General features: G+C 67.5%; 22 protein-coding genes. 12 read left to right on the top strand and 10 right to left on the bottom strand.

Annotation, left to right across the window (positions count from 1 at the left end; translation table 11 throughout):
• Nucleotides 1-66: 66 nt before the first annotated feature.
• From clpB to ACE3QP_RS14900, 3 genes are all read right to left on the bottom strand, one after another.
• Nucleotides 67-2658, bottom strand: coding sequence for an ATP-dependent chaperone ClpB (gene clpB / locus ACE3QP_RS14910; RefSeq protein WP_374437260.1), 2592 nt, complete (start codon nt 2656-2658; stop codon nt 67-69).
• 73 nt (nt 2659-2731) lie between these two features.
• Nucleotides 2732-3097, bottom strand: a complete 366-nt coding sequence (crcB, locus tag ACE3QP_RS14905; RefSeq protein ID WP_374437259.1) for a fluoride efflux transporter CrcB — start codon at nt 3095-3097, stop codon at nt 2732-2734.
• Nucleotides 3094-3555, bottom strand: a complete 462-nt coding sequence (locus ACE3QP_RS14900) for a molybdenum cofactor biosynthesis protein MoaE (RefSeq protein ID WP_374437257.1) — start codon at nt 3553-3555, stop codon at nt 3094-3096. The genes crcB and ACE3QP_RS14900 overlap by 4 nt, the downstream gene beginning before the upstream one ends.
• 96 nt (nt 3556-3651) lie before the next feature.
• Here ACE3QP_RS14900 and ACE3QP_RS14895 point away from each other — a divergent pair, with 96 nt between their 5' ends.
• Both ACE3QP_RS14895 and ACE3QP_RS14890 read left to right on the top strand, forming a co-directional pair.
• Nucleotides 3652-3987: an Mpo1-like protein gene (locus ACE3QP_RS14895; RefSeq protein WP_198112525.1), complete on the top strand. Its 336-nt coding sequence runs from the start codon at nt 3652-3654 to the stop codon at nt 3985-3987.
• Between the two features lie 21 nt (nt 3988-4008).
• A complete protein-coding gene (locus ACE3QP_RS14890; RefSeq protein ID WP_374437255.1) occupies nt 4009-4458 on the top strand; it encodes a hypothetical protein in 450 nt (149 codons plus the stop codon).
• Here the strand turns inward: ACE3QP_RS14890 and apbC are convergent, their stop codons facing one another.
• Complete coding sequence (apbC, locus tag ACE3QP_RS14885) at nt 4459-5535, bottom strand: iron-sulfur cluster carrier protein ApbC (protein WP_374437254.1); 1077 nt, start codon at nt 5533-5535, stop codon at nt 4459-4461.
• A 181-nt stretch (nt 5536-5716) separates the two neighbouring features.
• On the opposite strand from apbC, the gene ACE3QP_RS14880 reads away from it, so the two are divergent.
• On the top strand, nt 5717-6790 hold the full coding sequence (locus ACE3QP_RS14880; protein ID WP_374437252.1) for an ornithine cyclodeaminase: 1074 nt from the start codon (nt 5717-5719) through the stop codon (nt 6788-6790).
• 80 nt (nt 6791-6870) lie between these two features.
• Nucleotides 6871-7101 carry a hypothetical protein gene (locus tag ACE3QP_RS14875; RefSeq protein WP_374437251.1) on the top strand — a complete coding sequence of 77 codons (231 nt, stop codon included), beginning with the start codon at nt 6871-6873 and terminating at the stop codon, nt 7099-7101.
• A 10-nt stretch (nt 7102-7111) separates the two neighbouring features.
• Here the strand turns inward: ACE3QP_RS14875 and ACE3QP_RS14870 are convergent, their stop codons facing one another.
• Together ACE3QP_RS14870 and ACE3QP_RS14865 are read right to left on the bottom strand one after the other, a co-directional pair.
• Nucleotides 7112-7531 carry an Lrp/AsnC family transcriptional regulator gene (locus ACE3QP_RS14870; RefSeq protein WP_374437250.1) on the bottom strand — a complete coding sequence of 140 codons (420 nt, stop codon included), beginning with the start codon at nt 7529-7531 and terminating at the stop codon, nt 7112-7114.
• Between the two features lie 8 nt (nt 7532-7539).
• On the bottom strand, nt 7540-8502 hold the full coding sequence (locus ACE3QP_RS14865; protein ID WP_374437248.1) for a succinylglutamate desuccinylase/aspartoacylase family protein: 963 nt from the start codon (nt 8500-8502) through the stop codon (nt 7540-7542).
• A gap of 170 nt (nt 8503-8672) precedes the next feature.
• On the opposite strand from ACE3QP_RS14865, the gene ACE3QP_RS14860 reads away from it, so the two are divergent.
• The 3 genes from ACE3QP_RS14860 to ACE3QP_RS14850 are packed head-to-tail and all read left to right on the top strand — an operon-like array spanning nt 8673 to nt 12038.
• Nucleotides 8673-9920: a D-amino acid dehydrogenase gene (locus ACE3QP_RS14860; RefSeq protein WP_374437247.1), complete on the top strand. Its 1248-nt coding sequence runs from the start codon at nt 8673-8675 to the stop codon at nt 9918-9920.
• On the top strand, nt 9917-11146 hold the full coding sequence (locus tag ACE3QP_RS14855) for a hypothetical protein (protein WP_374437245.1): 1230 nt from the start codon (nt 9917-9919) through the stop codon (nt 11144-11146). The genes ACE3QP_RS14860 and ACE3QP_RS14855 overlap by 4 nt, the downstream gene beginning before the upstream one ends.
• Complete coding sequence (locus ACE3QP_RS14850) at nt 11136-12038, top strand: LD-carboxypeptidase (RefSeq protein ID WP_374437244.1); 903 nt, start codon at nt 11136-11138, stop codon at nt 12036-12038. The genes ACE3QP_RS14855 and ACE3QP_RS14850 overlap by 11 nt, the downstream gene beginning before the upstream one ends.
• On the opposite strand, the gene ACE3QP_RS14845 is transcribed toward ACE3QP_RS14850, so the two are convergent.
• A complete protein-coding gene (locus ACE3QP_RS14845; protein ID WP_374437242.1) occupies nt 12023-12988 on the bottom strand; it encodes a sodium-dependent bicarbonate transport family permease in 966 nt (321 codons plus the stop codon). The genes ACE3QP_RS14850 and ACE3QP_RS14845 overlap by 16 nt on opposite strands.
• A 75-nt stretch (nt 12989-13063) precedes the next feature.
• Between ACE3QP_RS14845 and ACE3QP_RS14840 the strand changes: the two genes are divergently transcribed.
• Nucleotides 13064-14005 carry a LysR family transcriptional regulator gene (locus tag ACE3QP_RS14840; RefSeq protein ID WP_374437240.1) on the top strand — a complete coding sequence of 314 codons (942 nt, stop codon included), beginning with the start codon at nt 13064-13066 and terminating at the stop codon, nt 14003-14005.
• A gap of 1 nt (nt 14006) precedes the next feature.
• On the opposite strand, the gene ACE3QP_RS14835 is transcribed toward ACE3QP_RS14840, so the two are convergent.
• The 3 genes from ACE3QP_RS14835 to ACE3QP_RS14825 form a co-directional block, all read right to left on the bottom strand.
• Entirely contained in the window at nt 14007-15392 is a 1386-nt protein-coding gene (locus tag ACE3QP_RS14835) for a YfcC family protein (protein ID WP_374437239.1), read from the bottom strand.
• 135 nt (nt 15393-15527) lie between these two features.
• On the bottom strand, nt 15528-17993 hold the full coding sequence (locus tag ACE3QP_RS14830; protein ID WP_374437238.1) for a cation-translocating P-type ATPase: 2466 nt from the start codon (nt 17991-17993) through the stop codon (nt 15528-15530).
• Between the two features lie 84 nt (nt 17994-18077).
• Nucleotides 18078-19097: an integron integrase gene (locus ACE3QP_RS14825; RefSeq protein WP_374437328.1), complete on the bottom strand. Its 1020-nt coding sequence runs from the start codon at nt 19095-19097 to the stop codon at nt 18078-18080.
• Between the two features lie 289 nt (nt 19098-19386).
• Between ACE3QP_RS14825 and ACE3QP_RS14820 the strand changes: the two genes are divergently transcribed.
• From ACE3QP_RS14820 to ACE3QP_RS14805, 4 genes are all read left to right on the top strand, one after another.
• Complete coding sequence (locus ACE3QP_RS14820; RefSeq protein WP_374437236.1) at nt 19387-19824, top strand: hypothetical protein; 438 nt, start codon at nt 19387-19389, stop codon at nt 19822-19824.
• Nucleotides 19825-20450: 626 nt separating this feature from the next.
• Nucleotides 20451-21410, top strand: a complete 960-nt coding sequence (locus ACE3QP_RS14815; RefSeq protein ID WP_374437234.1) for a hypothetical protein — start codon at nt 20451-20453, stop codon at nt 21408-21410.
• Between the two features lie 77 nt (nt 21411-21487).
• Complete coding sequence (locus tag ACE3QP_RS14810; RefSeq protein WP_374437232.1) at nt 21488-21835, top strand: DUF2489 domain-containing protein; 348 nt, start codon at nt 21488-21490, stop codon at nt 21833-21835.
• A 507-nt stretch (nt 21836-22342) separates the two neighbouring features.
• On the top strand, nt 22343-22705 hold the full coding sequence (locus ACE3QP_RS14805) for a hypothetical protein (RefSeq protein ID WP_374437231.1): 363 nt from the start codon (nt 22343-22345) through the stop codon (nt 22703-22705).
• The last annotated feature ends 44 nt before the right edge of the window (nt 22706-22749 follow it).

Here is a 22749-nt window from a genome sequence, read left to right as displayed (position 1 = left end):
CCATTGTCCCGGCAATGAAAAGGCCCCGGCGAAGGCGCGCTTCGCCGGGGCCCAAAAAGCGCGGCGTCAGTGGACGACGCGGGCGAAGCTGAACACGCCGTCGGCCACATCCACCGGCACGATGTCCTTCGGGCCGAACTTGCCCTGCAGGATCAGCTTGGCCACCGGGTTCTCGATGCGCTGCTGGATCGCGCGCTTCAGCGGCCGGGCACCGAAGACCGGGTCGAAGCCCACCTTGGCCAGTTCGTCCAGCGCGGCCTCGCTCACCTCCAGCTTCATCTCCTGTGCGGCAAGGCGCTGCTCCAGATGGCGCAGCTGGATGCGCGCGATCGACTTGATGTGCTCCTGGCCCAGCGCGTGGAAGACCACGGTCTCGTCGATGCGGTTCAGGAACTCGGGGCGGAAGTGGGCCTTGACCTCGTGCATCACGGCCTCGCGCACCACCTCGTCGCCCTGCCCGGCCAGCGCCATGATGTGCTGGGAGCCTAAGTTGCTGGTCATCACGATGACGGTGTTCTTGAAGTCCACGGTGCGGCCCTGGCCGTCGGTCAGGCGGCCGTCGTCCAGCACTTGCAGCAGCACATTGAAGACGTCGGGGTGGGCCTTCTCCACTTCGTCCAGCAGCAGCACGCTGTAGGGCTTGCGGCGAACGGCCTCGGTCAGGTAGCCGCCTTCGTCATAGCCCACATAGCCGGGGGGCGCGCCGATCAGGCGGCTGACCGAGTGCTTCTCCATGAACTCGCTCATGTCGATGCGCACCATGTGATCTTCGCTGTCGAACAGGAAGCCGGCCAGGGCCTTGCACAGCTCGGTCTTGCCCACGCCGGTGGGGCCCAGGAACAGGAAGCTGCCCAGCGGCCGGTTCGGGTCGCTCAGGCCAGCACGGCTGCGGCGGATGGCATCGGCCACGGCCACGATGGCCTCCTCCTGCCCCACCACGCGCTGGTGCAGCTTGTCTTCCATGGCCAGCAGCTTGTCGCGCTCGCCCTGCATCAGCTTGCTCACCGGAATGCCGGTGGCACGCGCCACCACTTCGGCAATCTCTTCGGCGCCCACCAAAGTGCGCAGCAGCTTGGGCTTGTCGGCCTTTTCTCCCTTGACTTCCTTGGCCTGGGCCTCGTGCAGGCGCTTCTCCAGCTCGGGCAGCTTGCCGTACTGCAGCTCGGCCACCTTGTTGAAGTCGCCCTTGCGCTTGAGTTCTTCGATCTGCGTCTTGATGCGATCGATCTCCTCCTTCACATGGGCCGAGCCTTGGGCCTGGGCCTTTTCGGCCTTCCAGACCTCTTCCAGGTCGGCGGCCTCGCGCTCGAGCTTGCTGATCTCTTCCTCGATCAGGCCCAGACGCTTTTGCGACGCCTCGTCCTTCTCCTTCTTGACGGCCTCGCGCTCGATCTTCAGCTGGATCAGCCGGCGATCCAGCTTGTCCATGGCCTCGGGCTTGGAGTCGATCTCGATCTTGATCTTGGCCGCGGCCTCGTCGATCAGGTCGATCGCCTTGTCGGGCAGGAAGCGGTCGGTGATGTAGCGGTGGCTCAGCTCGGCCGCGGCCACGATGGCCGGGTCGGTGATCTCCACGCCGTGGTGCACCTCGTACTTTTCCTGCAGGCCGCGCAGGATGGCGATGGTCTGCTCGACGCTGGGTTCACCCACCAGCACCTTCTGGAAGCGACGCTCCAGCGCGGCGTCCTTCTCGACGTACTTGCGGTATTCGTCCAGCGTGGTGGCGCCGATGCAGTGCAGTTCGCCACGCGCCAGCGCGGGCTTGAGCATGTTGCCGGCGTCGATGGCGCCCTCGGCCTTGCCGGCGCCCACCATGGTGTGGATCTCGTCAATGAAGAGGATCACGCGGCCCTCTTCCTGGGCCACTTCCTTGAGCACGGCCTTGAGGCGTTCCTCGAACTCGCCACGGAACTTGGCGCCTGCCAGCAGGCCCGCCATGTCCAGCACCAGCACGCGCTTGTTGCGCAGGGAATCGGGCACCTCGCCGGCATGGATGCGCTGGGCCAGGCCCTCGACGATGGCAGTCTTGCCCACGCCGGGCTCACCGATCAGCACCGGGTTGTTCTTGCTGCGGCGCTGCAGCACCTGGATGGCGCGGCGGATCTCGTCGTCGCGGCCGATCACCGGGTCCAGCTTGCCCTGAGCGGCGCGCTCGGTGAGATCGAGCGTGTATTTCTTCAGCGCCTCGCGCTGGCCCTCGGCTTCGGGGTTGTCCACCTTGTCGCCGCCACGCACGGCCTTCAGCGCGGCTTCCAGGGCCGCACGGTTCAGGCCATGGCCACGCGCCACACCAGCCAGGTCGGTTTTGGCATCGGCCAGGGCCAGCAGGGCCATTTCGCTGGCGATGTACTGATCGCCCTGCTTGGCGGCTTCGCGCTCGGCGCCCTGCAGCAGGGCCATCAGGTCACGGCTCGGCTGCACCGCCTGGCCGCCGCCCTCCACCTGGGGCAAGCCGCCCAGCAGGCCTTCGACCGCGCCCTTGAGCGCCGCCACCTTCACCCCAGCGCGGTCCAGCAAGGCGCGCGGGCCTTCGGGCTGGGCCAGCATGGCGGCCAGCAGGTGTACAGGCTCGATGTAGGGATTGGAGCGGGTGACGGCCAGGCTTTGGGCGTCGGCCAGGGCTTCTTGCAAGCGGGTGGTGAATTTGTCAGGGCGCATGGGGTTTCCTCCGGAATGCCTGCCATGTGGGCCCTGAGCTTGGCATTTCAAGCCGGGCGCGCTTTGCGCCGTGTCAAAGGCTGCGCGCCAGCCAGGCCCCGAGTGCGGCCGCGCCCAAGGCGCCCAGCACATGGGCCAGACTGTGCAGGGTGGCCAGCCCCCAGGCGCCGCGCTGCAGCAGGGTCAGGGATTCGGCGGAAAAGGCGCTGAAGGTCGTCAGCCCGCCCAGGAAGCCGGTCACCAGCAGCAGGCGCCACAGCGCCTGATCGGCTCGCGCCAGCAGCACCAAGCAGGCACCGATCAGCAGGCCACCCACCAGGTTCACCGCGAGGGTGCCAAGCGGAAAGCCGCCCCAGCGGGCGTTCAGCCACAACCCGGCTTGCCAGCGCAGCAGCGCGCCGGCAGCCGCACCGAAGGCCACGGCCAGGGCCTGGTTCATGCGGAGTTGCGGGCGCTGATGCCCCAACGCGCCAGCGCAGCGTCGTCGGCCTCGCGGGCATCCACCCACTGGGCGCCGGCCGGGCCATGCTCCTTCTTCCAGAACGGCGCCTGGGTCTTCAGGTAATCGATCAGAAAGGCGCAGCCATCCAGCGCGGCCTGGCGGTGCGGGCTGGCCGTCAGCACGTAGACGATGGGCTCGCCCACCGCCAGCCGGCCCACGCGATGCCAGACCTCGGCGTGGTGCAGGCCGAAGCGCGGCCGGGCCTGCTCGATCATGGTTTCGATGGCGCGCTCGGTCATGCCCGGGTAATGCTCCAGCTCCAGGGCCTGCAGGCCACCACCGGGCAGATCGCGCACCACGCCCAGAAAGCTGGCGATGGCGCCGACCTCGGCCGCCAGGCCGCGCTGCCAGGCCTGGGCCAAATCCAGAGGCTGTTCACAGATATGCACGGGCATGGAGAAATTGTGGCACCCAGGCCGCGCAGGCCCTTGCACAATGGCTCGAAGTCTTCGCCCCGAGAGGCCACCATGCACTGCATCGCCCAAGCGTCCATGACGCGTTTTGCCGCCGCCCACCGCGACCCCCGCAACATCGCCCTGCACTGCTGGGGCGTGCCCATGGTGCTGATGGGCCTGGGCCTGCTGCTGCGCGACCTCTCCGACCTGGGCTGGGCGCTGGCCTTCACCACCTCCGGCCTGCTGCTGCAGTCGGTGGGCCACTGGTATGAAGGGCGCCGCCCGGCCATGGGTCTGGCGGGCTGGCTGCTGGCGCCGATGTTCGTGGGCCTGCAGGGCCTGCACCGCCTGGGTTGGGCGCAGCAGTGCTGGGCCGAGGTGGAACGTGACGCCGGCCCGCGCCGCCTGCGCGATCTGGCCCATTCCCGCTGAGTCCCAGGCCGCCCACTGTCCATGCTGCAAAAGACCGAGAAGGGGCGACAGGAAGTCGCCACGCGCACCCATGGCCTGCGCCAGGCGGCCCGTTCGGTGCTGCTGATGATTGACGGCAAGCGCAGCGAAGCCGAACTGCGCGCCCTGATGCCCCCGGCGCTGGCCCAGGAGCTGGACCGCCTGCTGCAAGAAGGCTTTGTCGCCAACGAGGCGGCGGCACCGGCACCGGCTGCGCCCACCCCTGCGCCGCCGCCCCCCGCAGCCGATCCGCTGCAAAAGCGCCTGGAAGCGGCCCACGCCGTGACCGAGGCGCTCGGGCCCCAGGGCGACCATCTGGCCCTGCGCATTGAACGCAGCAAGACGGCGGAGGAACTGCAGGACGCGCTGTTCTTCGCCTATCAGGTGATGGGCGACCTGGGCCGCAGCCGCCACGCCCAGGCCTTTGCCGAGCGCTTTCAGATCAAGCTTTGATCAGGTCGATTTCGAGATCGTGATGGTCGGGAACTTGGCCGAGTAGTCCTTGCCCAGCTTGCCCACCGCCACCGCCACCTGGCGCGCCAGCGCCTTGTAAAGGCCGGCTATCGCGCCCTCGGGCTCGGCCACCACCGGCGGCGTGCCGGCGTCGCTCTGCTCGCGGATCGAGCGCTGCAGCGGCAGCGCCCCCAGGTAGGCCAGGCCGAACTGTTCCGCCATGGCCTTGCCGCCATCGGCCCCGAAGATGTGTTCGGTATGGCCGCAGTTCGGGCAGCAGTACACCGCCATGTTCTCCACCAAGCCGAGCATGGGCACGCCCACCTTCTCGAACATGCGCACGGCCTTCTTGGCGTCGATCAGCGCGATGTCCTGCGGGGTGCTGACGATCAGCGCGCCGGTCACCGGCACGCGCTGGGCCAGGGTCAGCTGGATGTCGCCGGTGCCCGGCGGCAGGTCCACCACCAGGTAGTCCAGGTCGTCCCAGTTGGTCTGGCGCAGCAACTGCTCCAGCGCGCCGGTGGCCATCGGGCCACGCCAGACCATGGCCTGGTCTTCGTCCACCAGGAAGCCGATCGACATCAGCTGCACACCGTGGCTCACCAGCGGGCTCATGGTCTTGCCATCCGTGCTCTCGGGGCGGCCGTGCGCGCCCATCATCATGGGCACGCTGGGGCCGTAGATGTCGGCGTCCAGCAGGCCCACGCGCGCGCCCTCGGCATGCAAGGCCAGCGCCAGGTTGGCGGCGGTGGTGCTCTTGCCCACCCCACCCTTGCCCGAGGCCACGGCAATCAGGTTCTTGACGCCCGGCAGCGGCTGCAGCCCGCGTTGCACCGCATGGGCCACGATGCGCTGGGTGACGTGGACCTCGTCGGCGCCCAGCGCCTGCTTCAGTTCGCTGGCGATGGCGGCATGCTGGCTGGCCGCGGGGTAGCTCAGTTCGACCTCCACCCGCAGGCGGCCCGCCCGCTCGTGCACGCCCTTGACCTGCTTGCTGGTACTCCAGCTTTGGCCGGTACCGGGGTCGATCAGGGTGGCGAGCAGGTCCAGGGCGGCTTGTTCACGGGGCGTGGTCATGGTGGCTTCCTCTTTGGGGCGGCGAGTTTAGGCGGCCCCGGATCAACCCTAATTTTGATCATTTCGTCAATTTCAACTGACATTTAGATCTGCAGGCACTACATAACGCAGCAAAGTTTCCACTTCTGTTTGACAAGGCATCCCACGAAACTGACGTCATTGCAGCTTTCCACCCACGCCTATGCGCTCCAACCGCCACACCGCCAGCCCCCTGAGCACGACCTTCGTCAGCGTCTCCAACATGGTGCGCCTGATCCAACGCAAGGGTCTCAGCGCCTGTCTGGTCGGCGTCGCGGATCGCATCGAGCAGGAATTCCTGCGCTGGGAAGCCTTTGACAAGAGCGCCCGGATCGCCTGCCACTCGGCGGATGGCGTGGTCGAGCTGATGCCGATCGCCGACGACCAGCAGTTCAGCTTCAAGTACGTCAACGGCCACCCCAAGAACCACCGCTTCGGCCTGCCCACCGTGATGGCCTTCGGCTTGCTGGCCGACGTGGAGACCGGCGCGCCGCGCTTCCTTTCCGAGCTGACGCTGACCACCGCCATCCGCACCGCCGCCATGTCGGCCCTGGCTGCCAAGAAGCTGGCGCGCCCGAACAGCCGCTCGATGGCCTTGATCGGCAACGGCGCGCAATCGGAGTTCCAGGCGCTCGCATTCCGCGACATCGTCGGCATCCGTGAACTGCGCCTGTTCGACGTGGACCCGGCCGCCAGCGCCAAGCTGGCCGCCAATCTGCAGGGCCAAGGCCTGGAGATCACCGTGTGCGCCAGCACCGCCGAGGCCGTCAAGGGCGTGGACATCATCACCACGGTGACGGCCGACAAGACCAACGCCACCATCATCACCCCGGAGATGGTCGAGCCCGGCATGCACATCAATGGCGTGGGCGGCGACTGCCCCGGCAAGACCGAGCTGCACCGCGGCGTACTGGAGATGGGTGCCGTGTTCTGCGAATTCGAGCCGCAGAGCCGCATCGAAGGCGACATGCAGCAGATGCCGGCCGACTTCCCCGTCACCGAATTCTGGGAAGTGCTGGCCGGCCGCAAGGCAGGCCGCGTGAGCACCGAGCAGGTGACGGTGTTCGACTCCGTCGGATTTGCCTTGGAAGACTTCGCCGCCCTGTGCTTCATGCGCGACGCCGCGGCCGAGTTCGGCATCGGTGAACAGATTGAGCTGGTGCCGAACAACCCGGACCCGAAGAACCTGTTCGGTCTGCTGGGCTCGCAACGCGCCCAGCTCAAGCGCGCCGCCTGAGTTCTTTACATCCCCCGGGTCAACCCGAATCGAGGCCTCCCGTTGTGGAGGCCTCGGTCATTTCTGACCTCGGAGGATCCATGAACCGCCTGTTCCAAGCCACCCTGCTCGGCCTGCTGGCCACCAGCCTGTCGGGCTGCATCGTGCTCAGCCCCGGCCATCGCGGTGGCCATTACGGTCATTCGGAAGTGCGCGTCGGGGTTCCGGTGCCAGCGGTGGTGATCCGCGGGCATTCCCATCGCTATGGTGATCGGTACGACCGTTTCGACCGCTACGACGACCGCGACTACCGCGGCCCGCGGCGCTACTAAGCCGGACGCATCAGCGGAAGGTGGCCAGCAGGATGTTGGTCTCGGTGTTGGCGATGCCCTTGATCAGGCGGATGCGCTCCAGCACCTTGGAGAGCTCCGCCATCGATTCCGCGCGCAGCTCGGCCAGCAAGTCCCAGCGGCCATTGGTGTCGTGCAGGCTTTCCACCGCCGGCTCGCCCAGCAAAGCGGCGGTGACGGCGCGGGTCTGGTTGCCTTCCACCAGCACGCCCATCCAGGCGCGGATGTAGTCGGGCTCGGCCTCGGGCTTGAGCCGCACCGTGTAGCCGACGATGACCTGATCGTCCTCCAGCTTGCGCAGCCGGTTGGTGACGGTGCCGCGCGAGACTCCCAGCTTGGCCGCCAGCGCGGCCACGTTCATGCGGGCGTCCTTGCGCAGCAGGGCGATCAGTTGACGGTCCAGTTCGTCCATCGGGGCGCTCAGCGGAAGCGCTCGGTGTCGCGCGCCAGGTAGAACCATTCCTGACCGGCGCGCGCCTTGGGGTTGGGGAAGACGATGGCGCCGTCGTGCGGCGCGTACACGGCGCGGCCGTCCTGGTGATGCCCGATGAGCTCACCGGCGCGCACGCGGTCGAAGCTGACCCAGGGCTTGACGAACTGGTCGTCGGCATGGGCCTTGTCCTGCACCGTCACCAGGCTCAGGCCGGCCATGCTTTGCACCGGCGGCGCCTCGCCCTCGATGAGGCCCAGGTGCAGCAGGGTGTTAATGATGGCGCGGTAGGCCACCTCAGGCGCCTGCGGGTCGGCGTGCTGGCCGCATTCCAGCGTCAGCGCCCAGCCGCCTAAAGCGCGCATGGTCTCGGTGGTGCCCACGCCATAGGCCTCGTCCAGGTCCACCGTGGCGGCCACTTCGGGCGCCAGCGAAACCGCCCAGGCGCGGCGGCGGTGCACGCCCTCGGCATAGGTTTGCAGCCAGCCGTCCACGCCGCGCTGCACGCCCAGCACCTTGGCCAGGGCCAGCTCCTTGGCGGCGTGGCGGAAGGGCTGCAGCGCCCCCTCGTTGTCCTCGGGGCCCACCATCACGAAGGGTTGGCCCTGGGCCTGGAAGCTGTGCAGGTCCAGCAGCACCTCGTGCTGGGCCAGCAGCGGGCACAGCCAGTTGGCGATGTGGTCTTCAAAGTCCTTGGGCTGGTCGCAAGCGCGCAGGCGGCGGTTGAGGTTGCGGTCGCCATTGCGCTCGCCCTTCTGGTAAGCCAGCGGGTTGGTGATGGGCACGAAGGTGACACGGCCGCGCGCGAGCCGGCGCTCGCCGCGCTCGAACTCCGCCACCAGGCGGCGGATGGCCTGGGTGCCGCAGACCTCGTTGCCATGCACCGCGCCGGTGACGATCAGACGCGGGCCGGCCAGCGGGCTTTCCAGGCAGATGGACTGAAAGTGATGCATGCGCGCCAGTGTGCCAGCGGCCCCGTCGCCGCCACCCTGCGGAATGCCCCGGAATGGGCTTCGGACATGCGGTGCGGTTATGGGCGGCGCCTGCGCTTTCATTGGGCGCGCGGGCGGCCTTCTCGTAGCCTGCAGGCCGTCTTGATTGAAAAAGCAGGGAGCCTGTGCGCGTGCAGCAGCTGGTCGTGATCGGAGGGGGCGTGGTGGGCCTGTCCACCGCCTGGAACCTGGTGGAAGCCGGCCATCGCGTGCGCCTGCTGGAGCGGCAGCCCGAGCTGGCCGCGGGCGCCAGCCATGCCAATGGCGGGCAGCTCAGCTACCGCTACGTCTCGCCCCTGGCCGACCAGGGCGTGCCGCTCAAGGCCCTGCGCTGGCTGATGGACCCCGAGGGGCCGCTGCATTTCCGCCCCGAGGCCCGCTGGGCGCAGTGGAGCTGGCTGGCGCAGTTCTTGTGGCGCTGCCGCGGCAGCGTGAACCGCGCCACCACCGAGCGCCTGCTGGCGCTGGGCGCCTTCAGCCAGCGCGCCTTTGCCGACCTGGCGCTGCAGGCAGACCTGCAGGACATCCAGCTGCGCAGCCCGGGCAAGCTGGTGGTGTACCGGCGTGCCGAGGAGTTCCGCCAGGTGCAGGCGCGGCTGAACGGTTCCGGCCCCGAGCAGGCACTGGACCGCGCCGCCTGCGTGGCCCTGGAGCCCGCGCTGCAGGACGGCGCCAGCCAGCTGGCCGGCGGCATCTTCACCCCCGGCGAGGCGGTGGCCGACTGCCAGCGCCTGTGCCTGGCCCTGGGCGAGCGACTGCGCGCCCACCCGCGCTTCGAAGGCCAGCTGAACACCGCCGCCACCGGCTTCGCGCTGAATGAAGGCCGCGTGCGCGGCGTGCGCACCGCCGCAGGCGTGCTGGAGGCCGATGGCGTGGTGCTGGCCGCTGGCCTGCAAAGCCGCGCCCTGGCCGCGCCGCTGGGCATTCGACTGCCGCTCTACCCGCTGAAGGGCTACAGCCTCACCGCCCCCATCGCCCCCGAGCACCGCGCGCCCGAGGTCAGCGTCACCGACTTCGAGCGCAAGACCCTGTACGCGCGCATCGGCCAGCAGCTGCGCGTGGCGGCCATGGTGGACCTGGTGGGCGAGGACGAGCAGATCGACCCGCGCCGCCTGCAGGCCCTGCAGCGCCATGTGCGCGAGCTGTTCCCCCAGGCGGCCGACTACAGCCGCGCCCGCCCCTGGACGGGCCTGCGCCCGGCCACCCCCGGCGGCGCGCCCATCCTGGGCGCCAGCCCCGTGCCCGGCCTGTGGCTGAACGTAGGCCATGGCGCGCTGGGCTTCACCTTTGCGTTCGCCTCGGCGCGCATCCTGGCCGAGCTGGTCTCGGGCCGCAGCAGCCCCTTGCCCCTGGACGGCCTGACACTGCAGGCCGCATGAACGACCCCGACCTGGCGCAGGCGCTGCGCGCCGCCGTGCAGGCACTGCAGCTGCACACGATTGCCGACCCGCAGGACGGCGGCGGGCCGCTGCGCCACTTCCCCAGCCTGGACCTGGCCGTGGTGGGCTTCGCCCCGGGCCAGGCGCCCATCGCCGCCAATGTGCTGTTCTCGCGCACCCGGCCGGAAGGCTGGCTGGCAGATGTGCCACCCAACGCCGGCCCCGTGCGCGGCATCCAGTTCCTGGCCGATGTGCGCGATGCCGAAGGCGTCTCCATCGCCTGGGGGCCACAGAGCGACTGGCGCGCCCTGCCCGCCACGCCGCTCTGGGGTGCGGGCGAGCCGATGCGCGCGCCCTACCCCGCCTCGCTGCTCAAGCTGATGGTGGCCGTGGGCCTGGCCTGGTGCTGCCAGCTGGGCTGGGGCCGCTACGAAGACGACTGGCGCTTCGAGGGCGAGCGCCGCCCCTTGCGCGATTGGCAGTTCGACATGCTGGCGGTGAGCTGCAACCGCGCCACCTCCGCCGCCGTGGCCTGGCTGCACGCCTGCGGGGCGATCCGCCGTGTGGGCGATGCGGAAGTGCACAACGAACTGCACGCACTTTTCAGCGCACTCGGCCTGCCGACGCTGCGACTGGCGAATACCAAGCCGGACGGCGGCTGGGGCAACGCCGCCGGCGCCGGCGTCGGGCAGATCCAGATGACCGCCTGGGACACCGTGCGCCTGCTCTGGTGGCTGGACCCGCAGGCCCCGCCCCCGCCCTGGCTGCCGCCCGATGCCCCGCGCCTGCAACCGGCGCTGCGCGACGAAGTGCTGCGCGGCCTGCAGGAGCAGGGGCTGGACACGGTGCTGAGCAGCGGCAGCCTGGCCGGCCTGCCGGGCCAGGCTGCGGGCCTGCCCACCCGCCTGAACGCGCGCTGGCTGCAGGCCGATGGTGGGTGGAAGGCCGGCGAGTACGAGCTGCCCGGTGACCTGCGCCCCCTCACCCAAGCCGGTGAAGTGCGCTTCGCCCACAAGATCGGCAACACCGAGAACTACGCCGCCGATGCCGGCATCGCGCAGGGCATCGCCCCGTCACGCCGGCATTACCTGGTGGCCTTCCTCAGCAACCTGGGCAGCCGCTACGCCTGGCACCCGCTGGCCACCGGCCCGCAGCAACTGGCGCAGCTGGGCGCGGCCGTGGATGCCCTGATGCGCGACCGTCTGGAGAACTGCGATGCCGTTTGACTTCAACCCGCTGCCGCCGCTGGACGCCGGCGCCTGCCTAGGCGTCATCGCCCCCGCAGGGCCGCCCAAACCCGGCCTGCTGGAACAGGTGCCGGCGCAGATCGAGGCCATGGGCTACCGCGCCAAGCTCTTCCCCGGCTGCGCCGGCCCGAGCCACCTCGACTTCCTGGCCGCGCCGGACGCCGAGCGCCTGTCTGACCTGCACGCCGCCCTGCTCGACCCCGAGGTGGACGCCCTGCTCTGCCTGCGCGGCGGCTATGGCTGCCTGCGCCTGCTGGATGGCATCGACCGCGCGCTGCTGCGCGCCCACCCCAAACCCTTGATCGGCTACAGCGACATCACCACCCTGCTGGCACTGTGGAACCGCGAGGGCCTGGCCGGCTGGCATGCGCCGATGCCGGCTTCAGATTGGCTGGCCGCGGGCGGCGAGGCCGACCGCCAGACCCTGGCCGCCGCCCTGCGCCGCGGCCTGGAACCCGAGTGGACCGAGCGCCTGGCCGAGCCGCATCCGCTCAGCCGGCCCGCCCCCGTGGTGCACGGGCCGCTGCTGGGCGGCAACCTCTCGGTCTGGGCCTCCGGTCTGGCCACCGATGGCCTGCCCCCCGTCGACGGCGCCATCCTGTTCTTCGAAGACATCTCCGAAGACCCCTACCGCGTGGACCGCTACCTCACCCAGCTGCGCCTGGCCGGGCAGTTGGACGCCGCGGCTGGCTTCCTGCTCGGCCGCTTCAGCGAGGCGGCCGACGCCAGCGCCGTGCTGGCCGACCACCTGCACCCGCTGAACAAGCCCGTGCTGGCCGGCTGGCCCAGCGGCCACGGCCAGCCCAACCGCCCCCTGCCCCTGGGGCCGGTGGTGCGCATGGATGTGGCGGCCCGTCAGCTCAGCTGGTGAGCCACCGCGCTGTAGAGCGGAATGCCGAGCAGGATGTTGAAGGGGAAGGTAAGCCCCAGCGACATGCCGAAGTACAGCGCCGGGTTGGCCTCGGGGATGGCCACCCGCAGCACCGCCGGCACGGCGATGTAGGAGGCGCTGGCCGCCAGCACCATCAGCAAGGTGGTGTCCCCCACCGAAAGCCCGAACAGCTGGGCCAGGCCCAACGCCAGGCCGGCGTGCACCAGCGGCCCCAGCACGGCATAGGCCAGCAGCCAAGGTGAACAGCCGCGCAGCGCCCCGAAGTTGCGCGCGGCCAGCAGGCCCATGTCCAGCAGGAAGAAGGCCAGCATGCCCTTGAACAGATCGCCCGAGAACGGCTGCATGGCGCGCTGGCCGGTCTCGCCCGTCAGGAAGCCCACCACGATGGCCCCGAGCAGCAGCAGCTGCGCGCCGTCGGTCAGCGATTCGTGCAGCACCTGGCGCAGCCCATGCGGAGCGCCCCCGCCGGGTGCCGCGGCCTGCAGGCGACGCGCGTGGTTGGCCAGCAGCACCGCCATGATGATGGCGGGCGACTCCATCAGCGCCATCGCCGCCGGCATGTGGCCGCTGAAGGCCACGCCCTGGTTTTCCAGGTGCTGCACGGCGGTGATGAAAGTGACCGCGCTCACCGAGCCATAGGTGGCGGCCAGGGCCGCGGCGTCGAAGCGCGAGAGCAGCCGGCGCAGCAGCCCGTAGCCCAGGGCGGGCACGGCAAAGGCCAGCGTGACGGCGCAGCCCAGGCCCACCAGCACCTCGGGGGTGAAGCCCGTCTTGGCCAGGGCGAAACCGCCCTTCAGGCCCAGGGCCATCAGCAGGTAGAGCGACAGGAAGCGCGCAATCGGCGGGGGAATCTCCAGGTTGGAACGCACAGCGCCGGCCAGCAGGCCGAACACGAAGAAGAGGATGGCGGGATCGAGAAGGTTTTGCATGGCGGGGCGCGATGGTGGCCATGTCCTCTCATCCGATCAAGTGATATGTTCCGATGCAACAAATCGGACTATTTGATGGATTACCGAACCCCACCCGGCCTGGAAAAGCCTTGGCGCATCAGCCTGGCGCAGCTGCGCAGCTTCGAGGCCGTGGAGCGCCTAGGGGGCGTGGGCCGCGCCGCCGAAGCCCTGCATCTGGCGCAGCCCACCGTCTCCACCCAGCTGCGCGAACTGGCCCAGGGCCTGGGCCTGACCCTGTTCGAGCCCCAGGGCCGCGGCCTGGTGCCCACGCCGGCCGGGCGCCGCCTGGCGCAGACGGTGCGCGAGCTCGGCGCCTGCTGGCAGCAGTTCGAGGACGACGTGGCCGCGCTGCAGGGCCTGCGCCAGGGGCGGCTGCGCATTGCCGCCGTCACCACCACCGAGTACTTCCTGCCCGACCTGCTCGGCCCCTTTGCGCGCGCCTACCCGGGCATTGCCATCGAGCTGGCGGTGGAAAACCGCGACGCCGTGGTGGCCCGGCTGGAGCGCGGCGACGACGAGCTGGCCGCCATGATGCTGCCGCCCGCCCACCTGCCGCTGGCGCGCTGGCCCTTCCTGGAGAACCCGCTGGTACTCATCGCCCCGGCCGACCACCGCCTGGCCCGGCGCCGCCGCCTGCAGCTGGCCGATCTGGTGGCCGAACCCCTGTTGGTGCGCGAGGCCGGCTCCGGCACGCGCGTGGTGACGGAGCAAGCCTTTGCCGAGCACGGCATTCAGTGGCCGGCGCGCATGGCCCTGGGCAGCAACGAAGCCATCAAGCACGCGGTGCGCGCCGGCCTGGGGCTGGCCGTGCTCTCGCGCCACACCCTGGCGCAAGACCCCGCCAGCGAGGGCCTGGTGGTGCTGCCGGTGCAGGGCTTTCCGCTGCGCCGGCAGTGGCAGCTGGTGTGGCGGCAGGACCGCACCCTCTCCCTGCCCGCCCGCACCCTGCTGGACGACCTGCGCAGCCGGCTGGGCGGAGCGCCGCAACCGGCCTGACTCACCAGCCCAGCTGCGCGCCCAGCGCCAACAGCAGCAGCGCGATGGCGAAGTAGGCCGCCTGCATCTTCAGCATGGCGCGCACCCAGGTGGTGTAGGGGATGCCGGCCAGCGCCAGCACGCCCACGGTGATGCCCGAGGTCGGGATGATGGGCGTGCTGAGCTCGCCGAACTGGAAGGCCAGGATGGCGAGCTGGCGCGTCACCCCCACCAGGTCCGCCAGCGGCGCCATGATGGGCATGGTCAGCGCCGCCTGGCCGGTGCCGCTGTGGATGAAGAAGTTGATGACCGACTGGATCACGAACATCTTCTGCGCCGAGAACATCGCCGAGCTGCTCTGCACCCAAGGCACCAGGCCATGCAGCAGGGTGTCGATGATGTGGCCGTCGCGCAGCAGCACCACCGTGGCTTTGGCCAGGGCAATCACCAGCGCGGTGCTCACCAGGTCCTTGGCGCCTTGCACGAAGGCGGCCACCCAGTCGTCCGCCTTCAGCCGCGCCACTAGGCCCACGGCCAGCGCCATCACCAGGAACAGCGCGGCGATCTCGTGGATGTACCACTGGTAGCGCACCACGCCCACGATCATGGCGATCAGCGTGCCGGCGAACAGCGCCAGCACCAGCTTGTGCGTGAGCCGCATGCCGGTAAAGGCCTCGAAGGCGGCCAGGTCCAGGGTCTTGCGCTTTTCCTCGTCCAGCTCGTAGGTGAAGCTGCGGCGCGGGTCGGCCTTGATGCGCGCGGCGTACACCATCAGGAAGGCGATGGTGACCGCCGTGAACACCACCCAGCACAGGAAGCGGAAACCCAGGCCGGAGAACATCGGCACGCCGGCAATCTGCTGCGCGATGCCCACGTTGAACGGGTTCAGGAAGGCGGTGGCAAAGCCGATCTGCGAGCCCACGAAGGGGATGGCCACGCCCACCACCGAGTCATAGCGCAAGGCCAGCGCCAGCGGGATGAAGATCAGCACGAAGGGGATCGCCTCCTCGGCCATGCCGAAAGTGGCGCCGCCGATCGAGAACAAGGTGACGAAGAGCGGAATCAGCCCCACTCGCACCAGGGCGGAGCGGCTGTGCGCCTTGGCCACCGACTTGATCATGGCGTCGATGGCCTCGGTCTTGTGCAGCACATTGAAGGCGCCGCCCACCAGCAGCACGAAGCCGATGATGAGCGCCGCCTCCACAAAGCCCTTGATGGGCGCCGTGAGCAGTGCCACCAGTCCCTGCGGCTGCGCCGGGATGTGGCGGAAGGAGTCGGGGTCGACGACCTTCTTGCCCGCCACCATCACGGTGTCGTACTGACCCCCGGGCACCAGCCAGGTGGCGGCGGCAATCAGCGCCAGCAGCGCAAACAAGAGAACAAATGTGTTGGGGAGCCTGAGCTTCATCGCGATCGACCGGGTTGGATGCGGGCGGCGCGAATGTGCCCCGGCGCGCGGGCACCACGGCCGCGAGATGCAAGCCCACGGCACGGCGGCGCAACAGGGCGTCGCTTGCAGAAAAGTTGAGCCGCCCGGGTGGCTTCAGCGCACGTCCTGCAGGCGACGCGCGAGCGCGCAGGAGGCCAGCACGGTCAGCGCGAAGGCCATACCGAGCAGCGCCCAGTCGGCGCCATGCAACGGGCTCAGACCCAGCAGGCGGCTGCTGGTGGGCCACTGCACGAGCGCGAACACGGAGCCGAGCGTGCCCGCCACCAGCCAGCGCGCACTGGGCTGGCGCAGGCCGCTCAGGCCGGCGGCCAGCGCCGCGCTGCTAAGCAGCAGCAGGCTCAGGGCCATGGCGCGGGCGTGGGGCACATCGCGGTCCGCGCCCAGCGCGTGCAGGTAGCTGCCGATCACTGCCAGGCTCAGCAGCCCGCCCAGCAGACCAATGTGCCACCAGACCGGCGCAGTGAAGAAGCGCGCCCGCGCCGCCGCCGCTGACACCGGTGCCAGCGCTCCGGGGCGTGGCTGCGCCTGAAACGCCAGCATGGCCGTGGGGTGGATGACCAGCTCCAGCCACACGATGTGGATGGGCAGGAACAGCAGCGGCAGGCCCAGCATGGGCAGCAGCGCCGCCCCCAGCACCAGCGGCAGGTGCACCAGCAGCAGGTAGGCAAAGGCCAGGCGCAGGTTCTGGAACAGCTGGCGGCCCTCGGCCACCGCGTCCACCAGGGTGCGGAAGCGGTCGTCCAGCAGCACCACGGCCGCCACCTCGCGCGCGCTGCGCGTGCCGCGCTCGCCCATGGCCACGCCCACGTCGGCCAGGCGCAGGGCCGGTACGTCGTTCACACCATCGCCCGTCACCGCCACGCGCTCGCCACCCGCCTGCAGGGCCTGCACCAGGGCGAACTTCTGCGTCGGGGTGGCGCGGGCCACCACGTCGGGCCTCTCGGCCAGCAGGGCTGCGGGGTCCGCACCGGGGGCCAGCACGGCCACGCGCGGCGGGGTGCCGCCCGCGCCGCCCAGGCCAATTTCGCGCGCCACCGCCGCGGCCGTGGTGGGGTGGTCGCCCGTCACCATGATCACGCGCATGCCCGCGGCCAGGCACTCGGCCACCGCGGCGGGCACGCCCTCGCGCACCGGGTCTTCAAAGGCCAGCAGGCCGCCGAAGCGCAAGCCCGCGCCGGCTTCACTGGCAGCGTCTTCGTCCGGCGCCAGGGCGCGCTGGGCGCAGGCAATCACCTTGTGGCCGTCGCGCGCCAAGGCTTCCACCTGGGCCAGCCAATCGGCGCGCTCGGTGCTGCCCAGGGCGCAGAGGTCCAGCACGGTCTCCGGGGCGCCCTTGCTGCAGGCCAGGCGGCGGCCGTCCGTCAGGCGCCACACCAGGGTTTCGCGCCGGCGCGCCTCGGTGAAGGGGAAGTCGGCCAGCTTCTCGGCCACCGGCAGCGGCCCCTGGGCTTGGTGCAGCGCCTGGTCCAGCGGGTCGCCACTGTCGGCGCGCGCGGCGCGGCAGGCCAGTTCCAGCAGCGCGGCCTCGCCCAACCCTGCGGCGGGCACGCGGTGCGCCAGCACCAGGCTGCCGGCCGTCAGCGTGCCGGTCTTGTCGGACACCAGGCAGCTCACGCGCCCGATGTTTTCCACCGCCACCGCCCGCCGCACCAGGGCCTTGCGGCGCGCCAGCCGGAACACCCCCACGCCCAGGAAGAAGGTGTAGACGACCGGGAATTCCTCCGGCAGCGCCGCCACTGCGAGCGTGACGGCACTCAGCAGCGCATCCACCCAGCCATGCCCCTGCCACAGGCGCAGGCCGGCCAGCAGGGCGCACAGCAGCAAGGCCAGCACCAGCAGCACCCGCACCAGCTCAGCAATGGCCTGCTGCAGCGGCGTGGCGGCGTGGCTGCCCGCGGTGGCCGAGCGCACGATCTCGCCGTACAGGGTGTCCGCCCCGATGCAGAGCACGCGCAGCCGCGCGCTGCCGGTGAGCAGGCGCGTGCCGGCGCTGGCCCACAGCGCTTCATCCGCGCTGGCCGGTAGCGCAGCCCCTTCGAACGCGCGCTTCGGCACCGGCAGGGATTCCCCGGTGAGCGTGGATTCATCCACCTGCAGCCCGGTGCCGCCCACCAACAGGCCATCGGCCGGGAAGTACTCGCCCGGCGCCACCTCCACCAGATCACCCACCACCAACTCGCGCGCCGGCAGCTCCTGCCAGTTGCCCGAGCGATGCACGCGGGCGCTGCTGGCCAGGCGGCTGGCCAGGCCCGCCGACGAGGCGCGCGTGCGGCGGTGCAGGTAAGCGTCCATGCCCAGCAGCGGCAGCAGCGCGGCCAGCAGGGTCAGCGCCTCGGCACGCTGGCCCAGCAGGCCGAACAGGCCGGCCGTGAACAGCAGGAACCAGAGCATCGGGTCGCGCAGCGAATCGCCCAGCACCTCGCGCCAGCCACTGCCGCCCGCCGCCACGATGTCGTTGAAGCCCCGTGCGCGCTCCGCCTGCACCTGAGCGGCGTCCAGGCCTTGCGCCCCTGCGGGCAGGGGCGGCAGTTGATCCAGGGGTAGCGGGCGTTGGCTCATGGCTCGCAGTTTCAACCCTGTGCCGGGGCCCCGCCCCACGCCCTACCGCCAGCCGGCCCGCACCCTGCCCTGCACCCGGCCCCTTCAGCTCACGCTCTGCGCCGCCAGCGCATCCAGCGGGCTGCGCACCGCGCCGCCGCCCAGCTTCAGCACATGGGTGTAGATCATGGTGGTGGCCACATCCGCGTGGCCCAGCAGCTCTTGCACGGTGCGAATGTCATACCCACTCTGCAGCAGGTGCGTGGCAAAACTGTGCCGCAGCGTGTGCGGCGTGGCCGGCTTGTGGATGCCGGCGGCGGCCACTGCGCGCTTGAAGGCGCGCTGGAAGCGGTCTTCGTGCCAGTGGTGGCGGCGCACCACGCCCTCCACCGGGTCAACCGAACGTTCCGCCTGCGGGAACAGCCAGAACCAGGGCCAGCTGGCCCCTGCGCGCGGGTACTTGCGCTCCAGCGCGTCCGGCATGAACACCCCGGCGTGCCCCTGCTGCACGTCCTGCAGCCACAGCCCATGGGCCGCCCGCAACTGCGCCTTCAGTTCCGGCACCAGCACTTCGGGCAGCATGACGAGCCGATCCTTGCCACCCTTGCCCTGGCGCACCAGCAAGGCCCGGTGGGTGAAGTCCACATCCTTCACCCGCAAGCTCACCGCCTCATGGATGCGCATCCCGGTGCCATACAGCAAGCGCCCAAACAGCCCGAGCTCTGCCTCCAAGCCCGCCAACACCGCCGCCACCTCCCCCGTGCTCAGCACCACCGGCAAGCGGCGCTGCTGGCGCGGACGACCCAGCTCCTTCAACCAGGGCAACTGCAGTTGCAGCACCTTGGCGTACAGAAACACCAGTGCTGCCAAGGCCTGCCGGTGCGTGGACGCCGACACCCTGCGAGCATCCGCCAGCCAGCTCAAGTAGGCCTCGACTTCCGGCCCGCCCATCTCCGCAGGGTGCCGAATGCCGTGAAAGCGGATGAAGCCCCGGATCCAGTGCAGGTAGGCCTGCTCGGTACGGCGGCTGTAGTGCAAGCTGCGGATGCGCTCGCGCACCTGATCCAGCAGCCTGGGCGCCTTGAGCGGCGGCAGCGCAGCCGAGCCGCTGGCGCCACTGACCAGCCGCAACTGGCCCCGGGTGGAACTGCTCAACGGCGGAAGCACGGGACGCATACTTACCCCCCACCGCAGCTTCAGCGCCTCCCCCAATGGCTGAGCGAACTGGCTGCGCTACTTTGCGGCGAATTTAGTACTGTATGCACATCCAGTCAAGAAGAGGCAAGATGCTGATTTCAAAAGACTTCTTGGACCGCCCCTGCTGCAGTGTTACACCGCAGCAAGCGGTGTTAAACCGCGCCACCGCGCTCTAAAACCAAGTTAGGCGTCAAAGACCAAAGGGCGTCGCGAGATTATGGAAGAGAAATATCGAGAGTACTATTTCGCTTTGAAGAAGCTCTATGAACTGCATCGGAAGTTTAAATTCGGGGAGTCTCCAGATATCCCATCTGGCTTTTCGGAGCAGCTTTGCAGAGCTCTACTTGGGCTAGAAGTAGGTCTTGACCGTACTCACGATGCTGTTACTGAAGCTAAGACGATTTATGAAATAAAGGCAACCGGGTCGCCGCAGGGAAAGACAACCATTAGCAATGCGAATGAGTTTGCCATCCTGGCGTGGATATACATTGATTTCGAAAGCGATACAGCCTTGATTTACCTGCTCCCAAGAGCATTATTTGATTTATCTGGAAAGGAAGGGCGCCGCTCCATTTCACTGAAAGGAATTGCAAAGAAGGCAGGCGTTCAGGCTGTCACATATAGGTTTCAGAATTTAGCATCTGCAGTTGCGTGAATTTACACAAAGAGGGTCAAATTATGGATTACAAGGTCGTATTTGAAACATCCGTGGAAGTTTTAGAGAGTAAAGTTCGCGATCTTTTGCGAAATGGGTGGGAACCTATTGGGGGCGTATCGGTAAGTGAGACGCTGGAACACGATGTGGGTGTTTTCAATCGAGATGAGTATTCAATGTCATTCGTTCAAGCAATGATAAAGAGGAAATGACGTTTGACGCCTAACCTTTCATTGCAGCGGACCTGCGCCAGCTGCGCTGGCTTGTCCGCTGAATTCAAACGTTAGCCATCAGAAGAAAGGGCCGCCGTGCTCGTAAGTCAAGACACTGATCTTTGGTCGCAGTGGATAGCAGACCTCCTACGAAGCGAGGTCACTCGCGACGCTGACAAGTACACGTTTGACCTGACACGATACCGGCCAGACCTCAAGCCTGTTCTCGAGCGAGATGCACTGCTGGCATTAATTCGAGCGCTTGGGGCCTTCGAGTCAGGAGACGGTGCATCGCTTACCTCGGGTACCACCTACGAGGTCGCAGTAAATGACGTTTCACAGTACTCCAGCTTGCCCTTACGGCTACGCGATCAGGCGCCAGAGATTGACGATCCCGACAATGGTCTGAGGTACATGATCGCGCCGGCATCGCCGGAGTACACGCTTTTCCTATTGCAGGCCGCAGCGGCCGTCGGCCGCCCACGGCTACTCTCGCGCGTGCCGCCGAGATTCGCCATTGAACGCATTCCCGAAGAACAGTCATCGAGTGTTCTCGACATATTGAGGCGCGCAACGCGGATTCTGACTGTCCGCATTCAATCCCAGCGTCCACGATCGGTTGTCGATCTTGAACGCCATCTAAACGCATTCTTGTTCCAAGTCACATACAACTTGGACGCAGCCCTTGTGCCGCTCAAAAGCTTTGAGGACCTTGTTCGTACGGGAAGACTCGAGGGTATGCGGCGGGCTGCAATCACAGAAATCGATCCTCCTCGGCGACTGTACTTGCCAGATTTGGTTTATCACTATCAGCTTGCCGTGGCTACCGAGAGCGCCGCTTTGGCGTACCTGTCGCTTTATCATGTCGCTGAGCATTTCTTTGAAGAGATATTTAGCGACGATCTAGTCGAAAAGGTAAAAGCTCGCCTAACTCAGCCGGACTTCTCCTACAAGAGAAAGAAGGACATATCGGCGCTGATCAAAGAAGTCGGGCGGGCAATCCAGCTCCGAAACGAACGCGTAGTCTTTTCAGAGCAGGAGGCGTTGCGACTGACGCTGAGTCGCTTTGTGGACTTCACACAATTGCGTGCGGATCTCGACCGGTTTGACGCCTCGCTCTTACCCTACTATGCAACGACCAAGGTCGCGTTTGCTGGCGCCGATGAAGTAGACCTTGGAACTTCGGGCGGCGATACGGCCAAGCAATTGGCAGCAAGAATCTACAGAACGAGAAATTCGATCGTTCATAGCAAGGAATCCGAGCGCACGCGCTACATTCCGTTTAGAGACGACAGATCGCTCAGCAAAGAGCTTCCGCTACTGAGATTTGTCGCAGAACAGATAACTATAAAGAACTCTACTATGGTCGCGTAGCTGATGGCTAACCATTCATTGCAGCGGACCTGCGCCAGCTTCGCTGTCTGGTCCGCTGAATTCGAACGTTGGGCGTCATGAAACCCGATCGCGCACCACTCAACGAATCGCAAGAGCATGCACGGCGACAACTCGTCTCCTTATGCCGTGCAGTGCTCGCGGAAGAACTCTCGTTCTTTGAGGCGGCAATTCAAATCACTCGCCTCCGCCAAAGCGTTGGCGTTCCCGAAGGGGACTCAGACCTAATGGCGTTCGTTGCCATCGCATCAGAGTCGGACCATCTTCCCCCGCACCATATTCAGAGCCGTTGGTCACCGGAGGCACTGAAGAAGTTCCAGCCTGAGTTCGAGCGGATTGAAGCCTGGGCCAAACCCTTTGCAACCGAGGCTTGCCAAAACATCGTAGGAAGGTTTGGAAGCGCATGACGCCCAACAAGTCCGTCAACGGGACGCCAAAATGCTACGCATTTTGGTTCCCTCCGCTGCGCTCCGGCGCCCGTTACGTCCAACGTTGGCCGGCATGAGAATCCTACGTCCAGGACTGGCGACGGCACTTGCTTTCACTGCCGCGGCCTTGTTTTTCGGTGGGTTGATATTTCGATTCGCTATGTACAGCCGCATGTACATCGGGCCAAACGACCCTTATGGAATTTCAGATGTCATCGAATTGATTCTGGGGGTTCTTCTCTTACTGGTCTTGACGGTCTCCGTGATTGCTGCACTTGCACTTGCTATGCAAGGCTCCCCAGAGAATCGGAAAGCCTCCAAGTGGCTCACCCTCACTTGCGTTCTAGTGGCTCTGCTGGTGCAGCCGCTTCATAACCTTGCAGCGAAATATTCGCTATGAGCAGAGTGCCGGCCAACCCTTCAATGCAGCGGACCTGCGCCAGCTGCGCTGGCTGGTCCGCTGAATTCATTCGTTAGGCCTCACAAATGCGATCAGACGATTTGCGCGTTCAAGGTGTTGGCGGCCTGTTGTCAGCTTATGCATCAGTCCTGCATCTGCTCCGCCATCACGGCATCGTTAGGTCCTTCAACAATCCCGTAGCCGATGTGGCTGAGTGGCTGGTTTCAAACAAACTTGCCCTGAAGCTGGCAGCAAATTCAGCCAAGGGCTATGACGCACAAGATGAGTCGGGCACAAGGTATCAAATTAAGGCTCGCTGGCTAGCCACCACCCGATCGTCGAAACAGTTAAGTGCGATCCGAGACCTGGTAGACAAACCATTTGATTACCTAGTCGACCCTGAAAAACCCATCTCCGGCCTCGTTCTCATAGGAGCGCAGATGCCGTGAGCGGGCCAATGCCGATGGCGCGGGTTGCAAGAAATCAATCCAAT

The sequence above is a fragment of the Inhella sp. genome (assembly GCF_041912635.1).
Taxonomy (GTDB): domain Bacteria; phylum Pseudomonadota; class Gammaproteobacteria; order Burkholderiales; family Burkholderiaceae_C; genus Inhella.
Note: the sequence above shows the minus strand (reverse complement) of the source record. Positions and strands in the feature narration are given on the sequence as shown.